Source organism: Corynebacterium halotolerans (assembly GCF_050107895.1).
Lineage (GTDB): Bacteria > Actinomycetota > Actinomycetes > Mycobacteriales > Mycobacteriaceae > Corynebacterium > Corynebacterium halotolerans_B.
Window position 1 is genome coordinate 294,854 of record NZ_JBNILW010000001.1, and the last position, 16,594, is coordinate 311,447.

Consider the following 16,594-nt stretch of genomic DNA (forward strand, 5'->3'; position numbering starts at 1 on the left):
GTCCACAGTCCCAATTCACTGGTGAAATGGACACAGATCACAGGTACGTTAAAGGAGAACCCGGTGCTGACACAGGAAGAGATTGTCGAGATCGCCGAGGACCTGCTGTCCAACCGCTTCGGCGGACAGCAGGAGATCACGGAAACTGATCGCCTCAGCGGCTCAGGCAGCGCAACCGTCCTGCGGGCACGCGTGGCGCCCTCCCACTTCCTGCAACAGCGCAGCGTCATCCTGAAGTACATCCCGGACACCGGTGACCCCCTCGATCACGCGGCCCTGGTCCGGGAGGTGGTGGCCTACCAGTTCACCACCTCGCTCCCGGAGGACGTCCGGCCCGGCCCCGTCCTGCTGGCCCACGACATCTCCCGGCGCATCCTGGTCATCACGGACTCCGGCGACGGAGACACCTTCGCAGACCTGTTGACCACCACCGGTGGGGAACAGCGGATCCAGATCCTGCGCAACCTCGGTCAGGCACTCGGCCGGATGCACGCCGGTACCAGCGACCGGGAGGAGGACTTCGACATCCTCATGGCGCGGATGCTGCGCTCCCACCCGGAGTCCTCGGACATCAACCGGCTCCGGGACCGGGCGCTGGTGTTCTCGATCCAGGCCGGCATGGAGCTGCTCAGCCGCGCAGGATTCGAGATCCCCCAGCTCGTCCACGACCTGGCCAAGGACGCCGAGCGGCGGATGCTGACCGGCCGCCACCGGGCCTTCACCCCCTTCGATCTGTCCCCGGACAACATCATCGTCGCCGAACGCACCCACTTCCTGGATTATGAGTGGGCCGGATTCCGGGACGTCTCCTTCGACATCGCCAGCGTCGTCGCCGGCTTCCCGCAGTTCCTCTTCGCCCGCCCCGTCTCGGACGATGAAGCCGACGTGTTCATCGACTCCTGGATGCGGGAGGTCGGCGACCGCTGGCCCAACGCCAAGATCGAGGAGGAGACGCACCTGCGGGTCACGGCCGCGCTGATCGGCTGGCTCCTGGAGTCGATCTCACTGATGCACTTCGGCTCGTTGACCAATACCGTGGTCGCGCTCCGGGACCTGGAGAACGCCCCCGAACTCCCCAAGAGCCTCGGCATTCCCGATACTCCCGTCATCTCCGACATGGACAGCCTCGGAGAGATCCTGCGGCCGCGTTCAGAGGGGCCGTTCACCGAGGATGAACTCCTGGTCCGCCAGGATCTCTACGAGACGGCCGAGGCCCTCTCCCGCTTCGCCTCCCGCAACAAGGACCCCCGGCTCGGCAGCGTGGGCTCCTTCGCCAGCGAGATCGCCGACCGTGTCGCCGAGGATCAGGGGTAGACTGCCCGGCAATGAGTCAGGATTCGCTCTTCGGCACCGCAGACCCCCTTTCCGGCGATCACTCCGATCCGTCCGGGAACGCCGGGGAATTCTTCAAGGTCACCCCCGGCGCCCCGCTGGCCGCCCGGATGCGCCCCCGCACCCTGGATGAGGTGGTCGGTCAGCAGCATCTGCTCGGCGCGGGGCGCCCGTTGCGGCGGCTGGTGGAGGGATCCGGAGAAGCCTCCGTGATCCTCTACGGACCGCCGGGTACCGGCAAGACCACCATCGCCTCGTTGATCTCGGCGACCACCGGCCAGCGCTTCGTGGGACTGTCGGCCCTGAACTCCGGGGTCAAGCAGGTCCGGGAGGTCATTGACCGGGCCCGTCGGGATCTCATCGACGGCCACCGCACCGTCCTGTTCATCGATGAGGTGCACCGCTTCTCCAAGACCCAGCAGGACGCCCTGCTGGCCGCCGTGGAAAACCGCACCGTGCTGCTGGTGGCCGCCACCACCGAAAACCCCTCCTTCTCCGTCGTCGCGCCCCTGCTGTCCCGCTCGCTGCTGCTGCAGCTGGAGTCCCTGGACGACGACGACATCCGTAACCTGCTGGGACGCGCCCTGCATGACGAGCGTGGGCTGGCCGAGCGCGTCACGATCGACGAGGAGGCCCTTGATCAGCTGGTGCTGCTGGCGGGCGGGGACGCCCGGCGGGCGTTGACCTACCTGGAGGCCGCCGCCGAGGCCGTCGAGGACGGCGCGGAGATCAGCATCGAGACGGTGCGCGAGAACATCAACCGCGCGGTTCTACGCTACGACCGCGACGGAGATCAGCATTATGACGTGACCAGCGCCTTCATCAAGTCGATCCGGGGCTCGGACGTGGATGCCGCCCTGCACTACCTGGCGCGCATGATCGAGGCGGGGGAGGACCCGCGCTTCATCGCCCGCCGCCTGGTCGTCCACGCCAGCGAGGACATCGGCATGGCGGACCCTACCGCGTTGCAGACCGCGGTCGCCGCGGCCCACGCCGTCCAGTTCATCGGGATGCCGGAGGGACGGCTGGCGTTGAGCCAGGCCACCATCCATCTGGCCACCGCCCCGAAGTCGCCGGCCGTGATCAACGCCATCGGGGCGGCCACGGCGGACGTCCAGGCGGGCAAGGCAGGGCCGGTGCCCGCGCACCTGCGTGACGGCCACTACGAGGGGGCGAAGAAGATGGGCAATGCCGTCGGCTATAAATTCCCGCACGACGACCCACGGGGTGTGGTCACGCAGCGCTATATTCCGGAGGGCCTGGATGACGCCGTGTACTACCGGCCCACCGAGCATGGCGGGGAGAAGCGCATCGCCTCCTACCTGGGTCGGCTGCGCCGCATCGTCCGTGGGCGGGGCTGACACCCCGGAATCCGGTACCGGCGGGTAAAGTAGGGCGTCGTTCAACTTTAGATGTTCAACTCAACTGAGCAGCTTCAGAGAAGCAGTCGAACAGCCTTAACACCTACCGGAACAAGGAGCACGTCGTGCAGACCCATGAGATCAGGGAGCGGTTCACCGCTCACTTCGCCAACGCCGGCCACACCGAGGTCCCGAGTGCGTCGCTGATCCTCGACGACCCCAACCTGCTGTTCGTCAACGCCGGTATGGTGCCGTTCAAGCCCTACTTCCTGGGACAGCAGACTCCGCCCTTCGAGAACCGCACCGCCACCTCCATCCAGAAGTGCGTGCGCACCCTGGACATCGACGAGGTCGGTATCACCACCCGCCACAACACCTTCTTCCAGATGGCGGGCAATTTCTCCTTCGGGGCGTACTTCAAGGAAGGGGCCATCACCCAGGCCTGGAACCTGCTGACCAGTCCCGTGGCGGACGGTGGCTACGGGATCGACCCGGAACGGCTGTGGGTCACCGTCTACCTCGACGATGACGAGGCTGCCGAGATCTGGGAGAAGAAGGTCGGCGTTCCGGCCGAGCGGATCCAGCGACTGGGCATGGCCGACAACTACTGGCACATGGGCGTGCCCGGCCCCTGCGGCCCCTGCTCCGAGATCTACTACGACCGTGGTTCCGCCTACGGCAGCGAAGGCGGCCCGGCTGTCGACGACAGCCGTTACCTGGAGATCTGGAACCTGGTCTTCATGGAGTTCGAGCGCGGCGAGGGCGTCGGCGATGACTTCGAGATCGTCGGCGAACTACCGAACAAGAACATCGACACCGGCATGGGCGTGGAGCGTGTGGCCCTGCTCCTGCAGGACGTGGAGAATGTCTACGAGACCGACCTGCTGCGCCCGGTCATCGACATCGCCGAGCAGGTCACCGGCACCAGGTACGGCGTCTCCTACGAGGCCGACGTGCGGTTCCGGGTCGTCGCCGACCACTCCCGCACCGGCATGATGCTCATCCTGGACGGAGTCACCCCGGGCAACGAGGGGCGGGGCTACATCCTGCGCCGCCTGCTGCGCCGCATCATCCGCTCCGCCCGGCTGCTGGGCGCGGAGGGGGAGACCATGGAGCAGTTCATGAACACCGTCATGGACACGATGACGCCGTCCTACCCGGAGATCGCGGACAACCGCGAACGCATCCTGAACGTGGCGACCAACGAGGAAAAGGCCTTCCTGCGCACCCTGGAGTCCGGCACGCAGCTCTTCGAGCAGGCCGCCACCAGCGTCAAGCAGTCCGGTTCCACGACCGTCCAGGGTGCCCAGGCCTTCGCCCTGCACGACACCTACGGCTTCCCGATCGACCTGACCCTGGAGATGGCCGCCGAGGCCGGGCTGGAGGTGGACACCGAGGGTTTCGAGGCGCTCATGGCCGAGCAGAAGGCCCGCGCCAAGGCCGACAGCCAGGCCAAGAAGCACGGCCACACCGACCTGTCCGTGTACCGGGAATGGGTCGACGAGCACCCCACCGAATTCACCGGCTATGACCAGCTCACCGCGGAGTCGAAGGTGCTCGGCCTGGTCTCCGGTGGCCGGTCGATCACCCAGGCCCTCGAAGGCCAGGAGGTCGAGGTCATCCTCGACCACACCCCGATGTACGCCGAAGCCGGCGGCCAGCTGGGTGACCGGGGCCAGCTCATCGCGGGCGACACCCTGCTCGAAGTCAACGACGTCCAGAAGATCGGCAAGACCCTCTGGATCCACAAGGCCACCGTCGCCTCCGGTGGGCTCGACCTGGGCAGCGCTGTGACCGTCAAGGTGGACGAGGCCTGGCGCCACGGCGCCCGCCAGGCGCACACCGCCACCCACCTGATCCACGCCGCCCTGCGGCAGGTGCTCGGGCCCACGGCCGTGCAGGCCGGGTCCCTGAACCGTCCGGGCTACCTGCGCTTCGACTTCAACTACACGGAGGGTCTGACCCCCGAGCAGATGGAGCAGATCGAACTCATCACCAACCAGGCCGTGGACACCGACTGGGCCGTCAACACCATCGAGACCTCCCTGGAGGAGGCCCGGAAGATGGGGGCCATGGCGCTGTTCAGCGAGAACTACGGTGACGAGGTGCGGGTCGTGGAGATCGGTGGTCCGTTCTCCATCGAGCTGTGCGGCGGTACCCACGTGAACCACTCCTCCCAGATCGGCCCGGTCTCCGTGCTCGGTGAATCCTCCGTCGGTTCCGGCGTGCGCCGCATCGAGGCCTACTCCGGCCTGGATTCCTTCCGCTACCTGTCCAGGGAGGCCGCCCTGGCCAGCGGCGTGGCGGCGTCGCTGAAGGCGCCGTCCGAGGAACTGCCGGACCGGATCCAGCAGCTGACGGACAAACTCAAGGCAGCCGAGAAGGAGATCGCGAACCTCCACAAGGCGCAGCTGGCGGCCAACACCGGCAAGCTCCTGGACCAGGCCACCGAGGTCAACGGTTTCACTGTCCTCGCCGTCCAGCTGCCGAAGGGCACCGCTGCCGGGGACCTGCGTACCGTGGCCGCCGATCTGCGGGGCCGGCTCGGGGAACGCGACGGCGTCGTCGTCCTCGGTGCCGAGGACGACAAGGGCAAGGCCCCCTTCATCGTCGGGGCCACCAAGTCGGCCGTGGCCCGGGGTGTCAAGTCCGGTGACCTGGTCAAGCTGCTGGGCGGTTATGTCGACGGCCGCGGCGGCGGCAAGCCCGACATGGCGCAGGGCTCGGGAGCCGATCCGGCGGGCTTCACCGCCGGTTTCGAAGCTGTGAAGGACGAGCTGGCCACCCTCTAGCTGAAGAGGTGGTCAACGACCCGCCGGTCACCCCCGTCCGACGGTGGTGACCGAGGGGAGCAGTCTCTCAACAGCGGTTTGATGACACGCACCCGGAAATCTGGCACCAAACGTTGCTTAACCGTTACCTTAGAGACAGCCTGTGACGTGACCGGTTTCACCGGTGTTCCGCTGTTGCGCGCTCCCGTACCCGAAAACCTGAAAGGTGACGAGAAGGCAGATGAAGGTCAGTCCCGACACTCCCGGTGTCGACGATCCCGGCCCCGGTCGGCGCATCGGCATCGATGTCGGCACCGTGCGCATCGGTGTCGCCTCCTCCAACCGCGACGCGACACTGGCCACCCCGGTCGAAACCGTCCCCCGTGTGACAGGTTTCAAGAGCCGGGACGGCGCGGACATTGACCGGCTGCTGGAGATCATCGCGGAGTATCAGGCGGTGGAGGTCGTGGTCGGTCTGCCGCGCGATCTCCAGGGCAACGGCTCCCGGAGCGTGAAACACGCGAAGGAGATAGCCTTCCGGATCCGGCGCCGATTGCGGGGTTCCGGCAGCGCCGTTCCGGTCCGGCTCGGCGATGAACGGTTGACCACCGTGGCAGCCACTCAGGCGTTGCGTGCGTCCGGGGTCAGCGAGAAGGCGGGCCGACGGGTCATCGACCAGGCCGCGGCCGTGGAGATCCTGCAGACCTGGCTGGACGCCCGCACCAACCACCGGAACGCGGTGCCGGAATCCCCCGAGAACGAGAACGGAATTCTATGACCAAGAGATCTTCCCGGGCAGCGAACGGGATGCGCATGGAGCCCAAGTACGTGAAACGACGACAGCGGGGGCTGGCCGTGATGATCGCCGCCCTGGTCCTGATCATCGGAGGGGTGATCTACATCGGAGTCAGCGTATCCAATGGTGACCGGAAGGCCGGGGCACAGGATTACGAGGGCACCGGTAACGGGGAGACCGTCCTGGTCGAGATCCCGGAGGGGTCCTCCGTGTCGCAGTTGGGCCCGGAGCTGGTGGACAAGGGCGTCGTCAAGACCGACTCCGCCTTCCAGGCCGCGGCGGCCGCCAACCCGGACGCCGCTGCCGTGCAGCCCGGATTCTACCGGCTGGAGGAGGAGATGAGCGCCACCGAGGCGGTTAAGGCGCTGCTCAATCCCGAGAACCGGACTGACCTGCTGGACATCCACGGTGGTGCGACACTGATGGACGTGAATGTCCTGGGTGGGGAAACCCGCCCCGGCATCTACACTCAGATATCGGAGCTGACCTGCGGGGACAACGGCGAGGACTGCGTGCCCGCCGAGGAACTGCAGCACGTGGCGGCGACCACGGCACCGGAACAGCTCGGTGTGCCGGAGTGGGCGCTCGAACCGGTTAAGGGACGCGGCGACGACCCCAAACGACTGGAGGGCCTGATCGTGCCCGGCCAGTACGTGATCAACCCGGACCTGACGGCCACAGAGATCCTGACGGACCTGATCACTCGCTCGGCGGACCAGTACAACGCCACCGGGATCGTGGAGCGGGCGGAGGCCCTGGGTCTGGCCCCCTATGAGCTGCTCACCGCGGCGTCCCTGGTGGAGCGCGAGGCACCGGCCGGCGAATTCGACAAGGTCGCCCGCGTGATCCTCAACCGCCTTGCGGAGCCGATGCGGCTGGAGTTCGACTCCACGGTCAACTACGGCCTCAACGAGGTGGAGCTGGCCACCACCGACGAGGACCGTGCCGCGGAAACCCCGTGGAACACCTACGCCAAGGACGGCCTGCCCGAAACCCCGATCGCCTCCGCGTCGATCGAGGCGATCGAGGCGATGGAGCACCCGGCTGAAGGAAACTGGCTGTTCTTCGTCACGATCGATGAAGAGGGCACGACGGTGTTCAACGACACCTTCGAACAGCACCAGGAGGACGTGCAACGCGCCCTGGACTCCGGCATCCTGGACCACCAGCGATGAGCCCCGTCACTCACCGCGCGGCGGTGCTGGGCCAGCCCATCGAACACTCCCTGTCCCCGGTTCTCCACAATGCGGGTTACCGGGCGCTGGGCCTGGACGACTGGGGGTACGGCCGTTTCGACTGCTCCGCCGAACAGCTCCCGGGCCTGGTGAGCGGGGCAGATGAGAACTACGCCGGCTTCTCGGTGACCATGCCCGGCAAGTTCGCGGCCCTGGAATTTGCCACGGAATCCACCGAACGGGCCCGCGACATCGGCTCGGCCAACACCCTGGTCCGGATCCCCGGCGGTTGGCGGGCGGACAACACCGATTGTGACGGCATTGCCGGGGCCCTGACGGAATTGGTCGGCGGCGATCTCGACGGCATCGGCCACGTGCTGCTCATCGGCGGTGGCGGCACCGCTCGACCGGCGCTGTGGACCCTGGCCGCGGCCGGCGTCGGTGAGGTGACCGTGCTCAACCGCTCCGACCGCACCGAGGAGCTCCGACCCCTGGCGACGCGGCGGGGTGCGCAGTTCCGGATGGTCGATTTCAGTGCTGACCTGGCGGCCATTGCCGCTGAGGTGGATCTGATCGTCTCCACCGTGCCAGCCGCGAGCGTCGCCGGCCATGAACGCGACCTCGCCCACGCGCCGGTGTTCGACGTCATCTACGACCCCTGGCCCACACCGTTGACGGTGCAGGCGGCCGCGAACGGCTACCGGACCGTCGGGGGACACGTCATGCTCGCACACCAGGCTTACGGGCAATTCGAGCAGTTCACCGGGCGGGCCGCGCCGCGGGAAGCGATGTGGCAGGCCCTGCAGACGGCGCTGCAGGAGTAGCCGGGCCGCCCGTTCCGGGTTAATCTGCCCGTTGTGACCGGGGTGTCCGCGGGGGCGGGCGAAATTGGATGGGCCGTGGTGATCGCCGGATGGGCGGTGGCCCTGTGCGTCAGCGATCTCCGACGGCGCCGGCTACCGGATCTGCTGACTCTGCCCGCCATCCCCATCGTCTGGGGCGCGGCCGCGGGGCAGGCACCCATGGCGCTGCTCGGGGGAGTCGCGTGGGCGCTGCTCTATCTGATGCTGGCCGTGGGGGTCGGCGGCGTGGGCGGGGGAGACATCAAGCTGGCCGCCAGCCTCGGGGTGCTGGTTGTCTGGGGCGGGGGAGTTGTCGGTTGGCTGCTGGCTCTGTCCGGTGCCTCCCTGCTGTCGTTGACTACCGCCGTGCTCAGCCGTCGGTCGGCGGTCCCGCATGGGCCGGCGATGTTCGCGGGCAGTCTCTTCGGCGCAGTGCTCGGCGGACTGCCGTGACCCTGTGACACGGTGACCGTCGCTGGTGATCCCAGTCATGCCCGTCCCTGCCGCGGGGTTAGCGACTCCTGAGGATAAACGCAGGTAACGCACCATATCGGGTGTACTGCTCTCCGGTGTCCACCCCGCATGAGACAATGACTTCCATGCTTCGATGGACAACTGCAGGGGAATCTCACGGGCAGGCGCTGATCGCCATGCTCGAACACATGCCGGCCGGGGTGCCGGTCTCCCGGGAGGAGATCTCGGATCAGCTGGCCCGCCGCCGGCTGGGGTACGGCCGTGGCGCCCGCATGAAGTTCGAGGCCGATGAGCTCACGTTGCTGACCGGCATCCGTCATGGCAGGACACTCGGCAGCCCGATCTCGATCATGATCGGCAACACCGAGTGGCCGAAGTGGACCACCATCATGTCTCCGGAGGCCGTGGACCTGGCGGACGAGCAGGTGGCCAAGGAGATGAGTTCCGGTCGGGGCGCGAAGCTGACGCGGCCGCGGCCGGGCCACGCTGACTTCGCCGGCATGCTCAAGTATGACTTCGACGAGGCCCGCCCGGTCCTGGAACGTTCCTCGGCGCGGGAAACCGCGGCCCGCGTGGCCGCTGCCACGGTCGCCCGGTCCTTCCTGCGGGAGGTCCTGGGCGTGGAGGTCATCTCCCACGTGGTGTCCATCGGTCGCTCCGAGCCCTACTCCGGCCCGGCCCCGACCTTCGCGGACCAGGCCGGCATCGACGAATCCCCGGTCCGTGCCTTCGACCGGAACGCGGAGGAGTCAATGGTCGCGGAGATCGACGCCGCCAAGAAGTCCGGGGACACCCTCGGCGGCATCGTCGAGGTCGTGGTGGCGGGTCTGCCCATCGGCCTGGGTTCCCACATCTCGGGCCAGGACCGGTTGGACGGCCAGCTGGCCGCCGCCCTGATGAGCATTCAGTCCGTCAAGGGCGTGGAGGTCGGCGACGGTTTCGAGGAAGCCCGCCGCCGCGGCTCGGAGGCCCATGACGAGATGGTGCGTACCGAGGACGGGGTGACCCGAACCAGTAACCGGGCCGGTGGTCTGGAGGGCGGCATGACCAACGGGCAGATCCTGCGGGTGCGGGCCGGTTTCAAGCCGATCTCGACCGTGCCACGAGCGCTGAAGACCGTGGACATGGCGGACGGTACCGCCGCCACCGGTATCCACCAGCGCTCCGACGTGTGTGCGGTACCGGCTGGCGGTGTCGTCGCGGAGGCCATGGTCGCCCTGGTGCTCGCCCGGGCGGTGCTGGAGAAGTTCGGCGGCGATTCGCTGGCGGAGACCCGCCGGAACGTCAGCGGATACCTGGAACGAGTTGCGCAACGATTGGATTTCCATGACAACGTCGGCCCTGACGCCTGACCCGGAGGGAAGCACCCTGCCGCGGCCCCGGGTCGTTCTGGTGGGCCCTCCGGGAGCGGGGAAGACCACCATCGCCCGTCGCCTGGCGCGGGCATTGAACACCACCGTCGTGGACTCCGACGTCCTGATAGAGGACGCCACCGGGCGCACCTGCGGGGAGACCTTCGCGGAACTCGGGGAGACTACTTTCCGGGAGCTGGAGGCCGAACACGTCGCGGCGGCACTGCGCAACGGCGGTGTGGTCAGTCTCGGCGGGGGAGCCGTACTCACCGAATCCACCCGCCACCTGTTGGCGGACCACGTCGTCGTGTGGATCGACGTCTCCGTGGAGGAGGGGTACCGCCGCACCTCCGGGGACACCAGCCGCCCGATACTGGCGGCCGCGGATCCCCGGGCGCACTACCGCACCCTGCTGGAGACCCGCGCACCGCTGTACCAGGAGGTGGCGGATTTCCGGGTCCGCACCGACCGGCGTTCTCCCCAACAGGTGGTCGCCGAAGTCCTGGGACACCTGGACACCCTCACCTGAGCCGACCCTCATCCATATTGCTTTCCTGTCCCAGCCACATCAAACCAGGAGGAACCTGCCGCCATGACCATCATTGACGTCGCCGGTCCGAGCCCGTACCGGGTGCAGATCGACCACGATCTCAACCAGGCGATCGCCGATCGCGCCCTGACCACGGGAGCGAGCCAGGTGGCGGTCATCCATCAGCCCACGCTCGCCGCACCGGTGCGGGAGTTGACGGCGGTGCTGCAGGAGCGCGGGCTGAGGGTGGTCCTGATCGACGTCCCCGATGCCGAGGACGGCAAGTCCCTGGAGGTCGCCGGGCAGTGCTGGGACGCCCTGGGGCAGGTGGCCTTCGGACGCCGTGACGTCGTCATCGGTTTCGGCGGCGGCGCCGTCACCGACCTCGCTGGTTTCGTCGCCGCCGCCTGGATGCGGGGAGTGCAGATCATCCAGGTGCCCACCACTTTGTTGGCGATGGTGGACGCCGCCGTGGGCGGCAAGACCGGGATCAACACCGCGGCCGGCAAGAACCTGGTGGGCGCCTTCCACGAGCCGGACTCGGTGTTCATCGACCTCGACCGGCTGGCCACCTTGCCGGAGGATGAGATCATCGCGGGTTCCACGGAGATCATCAAGACCGGGTTCATCGCCGATCCCGTGATCCTGGAACGGTACGAGGACGACCCCGCAGCCTGCCTCCGGGCCGACGGGCACCTGCCCGAACTGATCGCCCGCTCGGTTCAGGTCAAGGCGGATGTGGTGGGGCAGGACCTCAAGGAGTCCGGACTGCGGGAGATCCTCAACTACGGTCACACCTTCGGTCATGCGGTGGAGCTGCGGGAGAACTACCGGTGGCGGCACGGCCGGGCAGTGGCGGTCGGCCTGATGTTCGTTGCCGAGCTCGCGGAGATCGCCGGGCTCATCGACCGGGAGCTGGTGGACCGCCACCGCCGCATCCTCAGCTCAGTGGGGCTGCCCACCACCTACGAGGCCGGGGTCTTCGAGGAACTGTTCGCGGGCATGACCCGGGACAAGAAGAACCGTGACGGCCGGATCAGGTTCGTGGTCCTCACGGGGGTGGGGGAGACGACCCGTCTCGAAGCCCCGGAACTGCACCAGTTGCAGACCGCCTACCAGCACATCAGCGAAGGAGAATAAGCACCGATGAAAGTACTCGTCATCAACGGACCCAACCTCAATCGCCTGGGCAAACGGCAGCCCGAGGTCTATGGATCGACCTCGCTGGCAGATGTCACCGGCATGATCGAGGACCACGCCACCCGGGTCGGCCTGACGGTGGAGTGCCGGCAGTCCAACGCGGAAGCCGATCTGCTCGACTGGGCCCACGAGGCCGCCGACGAAGACTGGGCCGTCATCGTCAACCCGGGCGGCTTCACCCACACCTCTGTGGCGTTGCGGGACGCCCTGGCGGAGGTGGCCGAGAAGCGCGGTTTCGTGGAGGTCCACATCTCCAACGTCCACGCCCGTGAGGAGTTCCGGCAGCACAGCTATCTCTCACCGCTCGCGAAGGGCGTGGTCGCCGGGCTCGGTATCCAGGGCTATATCGCCGCTCTGGACTACTTCGCGGCCAGCTGAGCATTCCGGAAGGTGGGGGTCAGAAGCCGCCACATTCAGCCGCAGCCACATCTAAGCTGGGGCTATCAATGGACACCGATATTCTCCGGACCTTGCGACGTGACGCTACTTCGAGTGGAACGCCGGCCGGATATTGAACCAAGTGGAGGATCATTCCGATGGCTCTCGCGGACACCCGTTTCGCTACCCGACGCCGTGCCCTGGCGGCCAAGCTTGCTGGTCAGCGCATCGACATGATGCTCGTGACGCAGCTGATCCACGTGCGGTACCTCTCCGGGTTCTCCGGTTCCAACGGTGCGCTGCTGCTCTCCAAGGATCTGAGCGCACGCATCTCCACCGACGGCCGGTACACCACCCAGATCGCGGAGGAGGTGCCGGACATTGAGGCGTTGATCGCCCGGCCCTGCCCGGAAGCTCTGCTGGGCAAGGTCGAGGGGCCGCGGCGCGTCGGCTTCGAGGCTGACTACGTCAGCGTCGCCCAACTCGCGGCCCTGGAGGAAGCCTGCGGTGACGATGTGCAGCTCATCCCCGTCTCCGGTGTCATCGAGGAGATCCGTCTGACCAAGGACAACATTGAGAAGGAACGCCTGCGTCAGGCCGCCGACGTCGCGGTGCAGGCCTTCGAAGGTCTGCTCGCCGCCGGCGAGCTCGCGGTGGGACGCACCGAACGCGACGTCGCCGCCGACCTGGAGTACCGGATGCGGCTCGGCGGAGCGGAACGCCCCTCCTTCGACACCATCGTGGCCTCGGGCCCGAACTCGGCAAAGCCACACCACGGCGCCGGCGACCGCGTCCTGGAAAGGGGGGACCTGGTCACCATCGACTTCGGCGCGCACTATCTCGGCTTCAACTCCGACATGACGCGGACGCTGGTGCTGGGACAGGCCGATGAGTTCGCGCGGGAGATCTATGATCTGGTCCTGCGTGCCCAGCTCGCGGGAGTGGCGGCCGCCACTCCCGGCACCGCACTGGTGGACGTGGACCGCGCCTGCCGGGACATCATCGAGGAAGCCGGCTACGGCGAGTACTTCGTGCACTCCACGGGGCATGGCGTGGGACTGGAGGTTCATGAGAAACCCGCCGCCTCCCGGTCCGGATCGGGCGAACTCGCCGAGGACATGACCCTGACCATTGAGCCGGGTATCTACGTCCCCGGTAAGGGCGGGGTGCGCATCGAGGACACCCTGATCATCACCCGCGGCGCACCCGAGATCATCACCGGTATCAGCAAGGACCTCCGCGTGTTGTAAGATAGCTAGGCTATTCGCACCAGGTCTTCGACCGCGTCAACAATCAAGCTTCAAGGGAGACTCTCAGTGGCTACCACCGCCGACTTCAAGAACGGTCTTGTCCTCAAGATCGATGGCAAGCTGCAGCAGATCGTCGAGTTCCAGCACGTCAAGCCGGGCAAGGGTCCTGCGTTCGTCCGCACCAAGCTCAAGGACGTCCTCACCGGCAAGTCCCTCGACAAGACGTGGAACGCCGGCGTCAAGGTCGAGACCGCGACCGTCGACCGCCGCGACATGACCTACCTGTACCACGACGGCTCCGCCTACGTGGTCATGGACGACAAGAACTACGAGCAGGTCGAGCTGGGCCCGGAGAAGTTCGGCGATTCCGCCGCTTTCCTGCTCGAGAACATGCCCGTCCAGGTGTCCTTCCACGAGGGTGAGCCGCTGTTCGCCGAGCTGCCGGTGTCCGTCGACCTCAAGATCGAGCACACCGACCCGGGCCTGCAGGGTGACCGCTCCACCGGTGGCAGCAAGCCCGCTCAGCTGGAGACCGGGGCAGAGATCCAGGTTCCCCTGTTCATCGAGACCGGCAACGTGGTGAAGGTGGACACCCGCAGCGGTGAGTACCTTTCACGGGTCAGCAACTAGATCCGGCGGTAGAGTATTTCCGTGAGTGATCAACCCAAGAACTGGCGCCGGCACGGCAAGCGTTACCGCGCCCGCCGCCGCGCCGTGGACATTCTCTTCGAGGCGGAGGCCCGGGACATCGACCCGGTCTCCATCGTCGAGGATCGCGTTGAACTGTCCTCCCGCCCGGAGCCGCAGGTAGCCCCGATCGCCGACTACACCCGCGATCTTGTCACCGGTGCCGCCACCGAGCTGGACCGCATCGACGAGACCATCGAGCGTTACCTCTCCGAGGACTGGGAACTGGACCGGCTGCCGGCAGTCGACCGCGCGATCCTGCGCATGTCCACCTGGGAACTGCTCTACAACCCGGGCGTGCCCAAGGGCACCGCCGTGGTGGAGGGGGTGGAGCTGGCCAGCGAGTACTCCAACGATGTTGCCTCGCCGTATATTCATGCGGTCCTGGACGACGTCGCAGAGGTCGTCGAGCAGCTGCGCGAGGAGATCGCGGGCGAGACTGCGCCCGTGGACACCGATGAGGCCCAGGATCCCGAGTCCAGCGACACCGACGTCCCGGTCGCGGATCCGGCGGAGGACGAAAAACCGGTGCCGGAAGACACGGCCGACGCCGTGGCCACTGGCCAGCCGGAGACCGGCGACGAGACTCCGGAGCACCGCGAAGACTGATCCCCACCGGATCACGAGACTTCGTCCGGTACCCGCCCGAGTGCTGCATCCGCAGCCGGGGCGGGTTCTTCCGTGGGGTGCCCCGGGCCGAAGTACAGTCCCGTCGTTGCCGGAAGAGCCATGGATGTCCGGGCCGGGGTGGCTGGGAGCAGTCGGGATCAGCTGACGGTCTTCTTCCGTCGGAACCACCACCGGCGCGGTTTGTTCTCTGTCAGGTGCTTACCCAGCACCTGCTCACCGCGGCGGAACGTAAACGTCATCACCGCTCCTTCCCGGGAGGGGTCGGCCACGAGCTCGTGCCCGGCTGCAGTGGCGTCGTCGGGCACGTTCCGGTACGCCTGCGGGCAGTCTGTCTGCACCTTCAGGAGTTCCCCCGGCTGCAGGCCGTGCAGTGCCTCCAGGGTGTGGATGACCGGATATGGGCAGGATTCCCCGCGCAGGTCCAGGGCGTAGTAGTCAGGGGTGCTCATCTGACAAGCTCCATTCTCGTGCTCTCGTGCACACGGTCTTTCCGGCTCCGGCGAAGTGGCGTGGCCGCCAGCCACCATACTCCGAGGAGAGCCAGGGAGAAGAGCAGAGCCGGCCAGGGTCCCCACGCTTCGAAGAAGTTGAAGGTCGGCGAAGCGGCCACCAGCGTGTCATGGATGCTCCAGTGATCCCAGCCGTACGCCAGTACCGTCGCGCCGACGATGTTGCCGATGAACGCGACGACGGCGACGATCTGTCCTTCCATCGCCCGGTACATCATGCCGGTTTCACACGCACCGGCCATAATGATCCCGATACCGAACATCAGCCCGCCGATGACGGTGCCGATGCCCGCCGGTTTGGAGATCGGCGGCATGCCGCCGATCTGGAGGACCAGCCACGTGGTGATCACGGCTGCCGCCAGTCCGATGATCAGGGCATCGTTCAACTTGGTTTTGCGCGTCACCCACAGGTCGCGGAATGCCGCGGTGAAACAGATCTGCCCGCGCTGGATCAAGATCCCGAAGACGGTGCCGAACAGGATCGCGGTGGAGAGCATCCCATGTCCGGTGGACAGGTACATGATCACTGCCACCAGTAGAGTTGCAACGACGATGGCGGCGATCGTGCGGTGCGTCATCTTCTTCTTACCCGCATCAGCCGGGGCGGCGGACTTTCCCGGGGTCACCGGCACCGGGCGGGTGGGGCCACGCCACCACCGTTGCCGGATGACCTTCACTCCCACGAGTGTGCCCAGCGCAGTGGCGGCAGTGAAGATCCACGCGTGCAGGGAGAACTGCGGTACGCCGGTGAACAGGGCTGCCAGGTTGCAGCCGTACGCGAGACGGGCACCGAACCCGGCGATGATTCCTCCTGCCAGGGCTTGGGCGAAGCGACGCTTCAGCGGTGGCATCCGGAACCGGAAGTCACCCGAGTACAGGGCCGCGATCAGCGAGCCCGTGAGCATCGCGATCACGATCCAACCATCCGTGCGGTCGAGGGGAGAGCCGTCCAGCGTGGTGACTTCCCGGTAATACTGCCAGCTCTGGGCATCTGCCCCGAACCACTGCACGACGTGCCCGCCGAGACGGGTGAACTCGCCGGTCACCGCCCACACAGTACCGGTAATGGCGAAGTAGATGGCGGACAGGATACCCAGGACAGCGAAAACCGGGCCCGGGGCAAGTCCGACGCGGGCGCGGTACATCGCGTCATGAGACTGAAAGTGTGACACGTATTCTGACGGTAGCAGTGAGCGGTGGCACCCGGCTTTCGGCCCGGGTCCGTTCCCGTAGGTGCGGATGCCGCCGGACCCAGGATCTGCGGCGCCAGTCATTCACCCGGGACCGGAAACGCACGGTACAGTCGTC

Annotated in this window: 16 protein-coding genes; 14 read left to right on the plus strand and 2 right to left on the minus strand. The window is 67.0% G+C overall.

The genetic code is table 11. The features are described 5' to 3' along the window. The first annotated feature begins 63 nt into the window (after positions 1 to 63). The 14 genes from ACQCVD_RS01360 to nusB all read left to right on the plus strand — a co-directional run bounded on the left by ACQCVD_RS01360 (position 64) and on the right by nusB (position 14,756). Positions 64 to 1,314: a phosphotransferase family protein gene (locus ACQCVD_RS01360; RefSeq protein WP_426821889.1), complete on the plus strand. Its 1,251-nt coding sequence runs from the start codon at positions 64 to 66 to the stop codon at positions 1,312 to 1,314. 11 nt (positions 1,315 to 1,325) lie between these two features. Next, positions 1,326 to 2,693 carry a replication-associated recombination protein A gene (locus ACQCVD_RS01365; RefSeq protein WP_426821890.1) on the plus strand — a complete coding sequence of 456 codons (1,368 nt, stop codon included), beginning with the start codon at positions 1,326 to 1,328 and terminating at the stop codon, positions 2,691 to 2,693. Between the two features lie 125 nt (positions 2,694 to 2,818). Next, positions 2,819 to 5,485, plus strand: a complete 2,667-nt coding sequence (alaS, locus tag ACQCVD_RS01370; protein WP_426821891.1) for an alanine--tRNA ligase — start codon at positions 2,819 to 2,821, stop codon at positions 5,483 to 5,485. A gap of 220 nt (positions 5,486 to 5,705) precedes the next feature. Continuing rightward, complete coding sequence (gene ruvX, locus ACQCVD_RS01375) at positions 5,706 to 6,242, plus strand: Holliday junction resolvase RuvX (protein ID WP_426821892.1); 537 nt, start codon at positions 5,706 to 5,708, stop codon at positions 6,240 to 6,242. Next, the gene (gene mltG / locus ACQCVD_RS01380) at positions 6,239 to 7,435 is read left to right on the plus strand and encodes an endolytic transglycosylase MltG (protein WP_426821893.1); all 1,197 of its coding nucleotides are present in this window, start codon (positions 6,239 to 6,241) and stop codon (positions 7,433 to 7,435) included. The genes ruvX and mltG overlap by 4 nt, the downstream gene beginning before the upstream one ends. Further along, on the plus strand, positions 7,432 to 8,259 hold the full coding sequence (locus ACQCVD_RS01385) for a shikimate dehydrogenase (RefSeq protein ID WP_426821894.1): 828 nt from the start codon (positions 7,432 to 7,434) through the stop codon (positions 8,257 to 8,259). The genes mltG and ACQCVD_RS01385 overlap by 4 nt, the downstream gene beginning before the upstream one ends. A gap of 33 nt (positions 8,260 to 8,292) precedes the next feature. Beyond that, the gene (locus tag ACQCVD_RS01390) at positions 8,293 to 8,730 is read left to right on the plus strand and encodes a prepilin peptidase (protein WP_426821895.1); all 438 of its coding nucleotides are present in this window, start codon (positions 8,293 to 8,295) and stop codon (positions 8,728 to 8,730) included. Positions 8,731 to 8,867: 137 nt separating this feature from the next. Further along, positions 8,868 to 10,103, plus strand: a complete 1,236-nt coding sequence (gene aroC / locus ACQCVD_RS01395; protein ID WP_426821896.1) for a chorismate synthase — start codon at positions 8,868 to 8,870, stop codon at positions 10,101 to 10,103. Further along, entirely contained in the window at positions 10,078 to 10,632 is a 555-nt protein-coding gene (locus ACQCVD_RS01400) for a shikimate kinase (protein ID WP_426821897.1), read from the plus strand. The genes aroC and ACQCVD_RS01400 overlap by 26 nt, the downstream gene beginning before the upstream one ends. Before the next feature lie 63 nt (positions 10,633 to 10,695). Next, entirely contained in the window at positions 10,696 to 11,772 is a 1,077-nt protein-coding gene (gene aroB, locus ACQCVD_RS01405) for a 3-dehydroquinate synthase (protein WP_426821898.1), read from the plus strand. Positions 11,773 to 11,778: 6 nt separating this feature from the next. Beyond that, a complete protein-coding gene (gene aroQ, locus ACQCVD_RS01410) occupies positions 11,779 to 12,210 on the plus strand; it encodes a type II 3-dehydroquinate dehydratase (RefSeq protein WP_426821899.1) in 432 nt (143 codons plus the stop codon). A gap of 158 nt (positions 12,211 to 12,368) precedes the next feature. Continuing rightward, positions 12,369 to 13,460: an aminopeptidase P family protein gene (locus tag ACQCVD_RS01415; RefSeq protein WP_426821900.1), complete on the plus strand. Its 1,092-nt coding sequence runs from the start codon at positions 12,369 to 12,371 to the stop codon at positions 13,458 to 13,460. Positions 13,461 to 13,526: 66 nt separating this feature from the next. After that, positions 13,527 to 14,090, plus strand: coding sequence for an elongation factor P (gene efp, locus ACQCVD_RS01420; RefSeq protein ID WP_426821901.1), 564 nt, complete (start codon positions 13,527 to 13,529; stop codon positions 14,088 to 14,090). Between the two features lie 21 nt (positions 14,091 to 14,111). After that, entirely contained in the window at positions 14,112 to 14,756 is a 645-nt protein-coding gene (nusB, locus tag ACQCVD_RS01425) for a transcription antitermination factor NusB (RefSeq protein ID WP_426821902.1), read from the plus strand. 158 nt (positions 14,757 to 14,914) lie between these two features. On the opposite strand, the gene yedF is transcribed toward nusB, so the two are convergent. After that, positions 14,915 to 15,226 carry a sulfurtransferase-like selenium metabolism protein YedF gene (gene yedF, locus ACQCVD_RS01430; RefSeq protein ID WP_426821903.1) on the minus strand — a complete coding sequence of 104 codons (312 nt, stop codon included), beginning with the start codon at positions 15,224 to 15,226 and terminating at the stop codon, positions 14,915 to 14,917. Beyond that, positions 15,223 to 16,458, minus strand: coding sequence for a selenium metabolism membrane protein YedE/FdhT (yedE, locus tag ACQCVD_RS01435; RefSeq protein WP_426821904.1), 1,236 nt, complete (start codon positions 16,456 to 16,458; stop codon positions 15,223 to 15,225). Before yedE ends, yedF begins: the two co-directional genes overlap by 4 nt. Between the last annotated feature and the right edge of the window lie 136 nt (positions 16,459 to 16,594).

Bases quoted from the DNA above. Each gene is read 5' to 3' on its own strand.
- ACQCVD_RS01365 (WP_426821890.1), top strand. From the start codon at position 1,326: ATGAGTCAGGATTCGCTCTTCGGCACCGCAGACCCCCTTTCCGGCGAT.
- aroC (WP_426821896.1), top strand. From the start codon at position 8,868: ATGACTTCCATGCTTCGATGGACAACTGCAGGGGAATCTCACGGGCAG.
- ACQCVD_RS01385 (WP_426821894.1), top strand. From the start codon at position 7,432: ATGAGCCCCGTCACTCACCGCGCGGCGGTGCTGGGCCAGCCCATCGAA.
- yedF (WP_426821903.1), bottom strand. From the start codon at position 15,226: ATGAGCACCCCTGACTACTACGCCCTGGACCTGCGCGGGGAATCCTGC.
- ruvX (WP_426821892.1), top strand. From the start codon at position 5,706: ATGAAGGTCAGTCCCGACACTCCCGGTGTCGACGATCCCGGCCCCGGT.
- ACQCVD_RS01415 (WP_426821900.1), top strand. From the start codon at position 12,369: ATGGCTCTCGCGGACACCCGTTTCGCTACCCGACGCCGTGCCCTGGCG.
- aroQ (WP_426821899.1), top strand. From the start codon at position 11,779: ATGAAAGTACTCGTCATCAACGGACCCAACCTCAATCGCCTGGGCAAA.
- mltG (WP_426821893.1), top strand. From the start codon at position 6,239: ATGACCAAGAGATCTTCCCGGGCAGCGAACGGGATGCGCATGGAGCCC.
- aroB (WP_426821898.1), top strand. From the start codon at position 10,696: ATGACCATCATTGACGTCGCCGGTCCGAGCCCGTACCGGGTGCAGATC.
- ACQCVD_RS01400 (WP_426821897.1), top strand. From the start codon at position 10,078: ATGACAACGTCGGCCCTGACGCCTGACCCGGAGGGAAGCACCCTGCCG.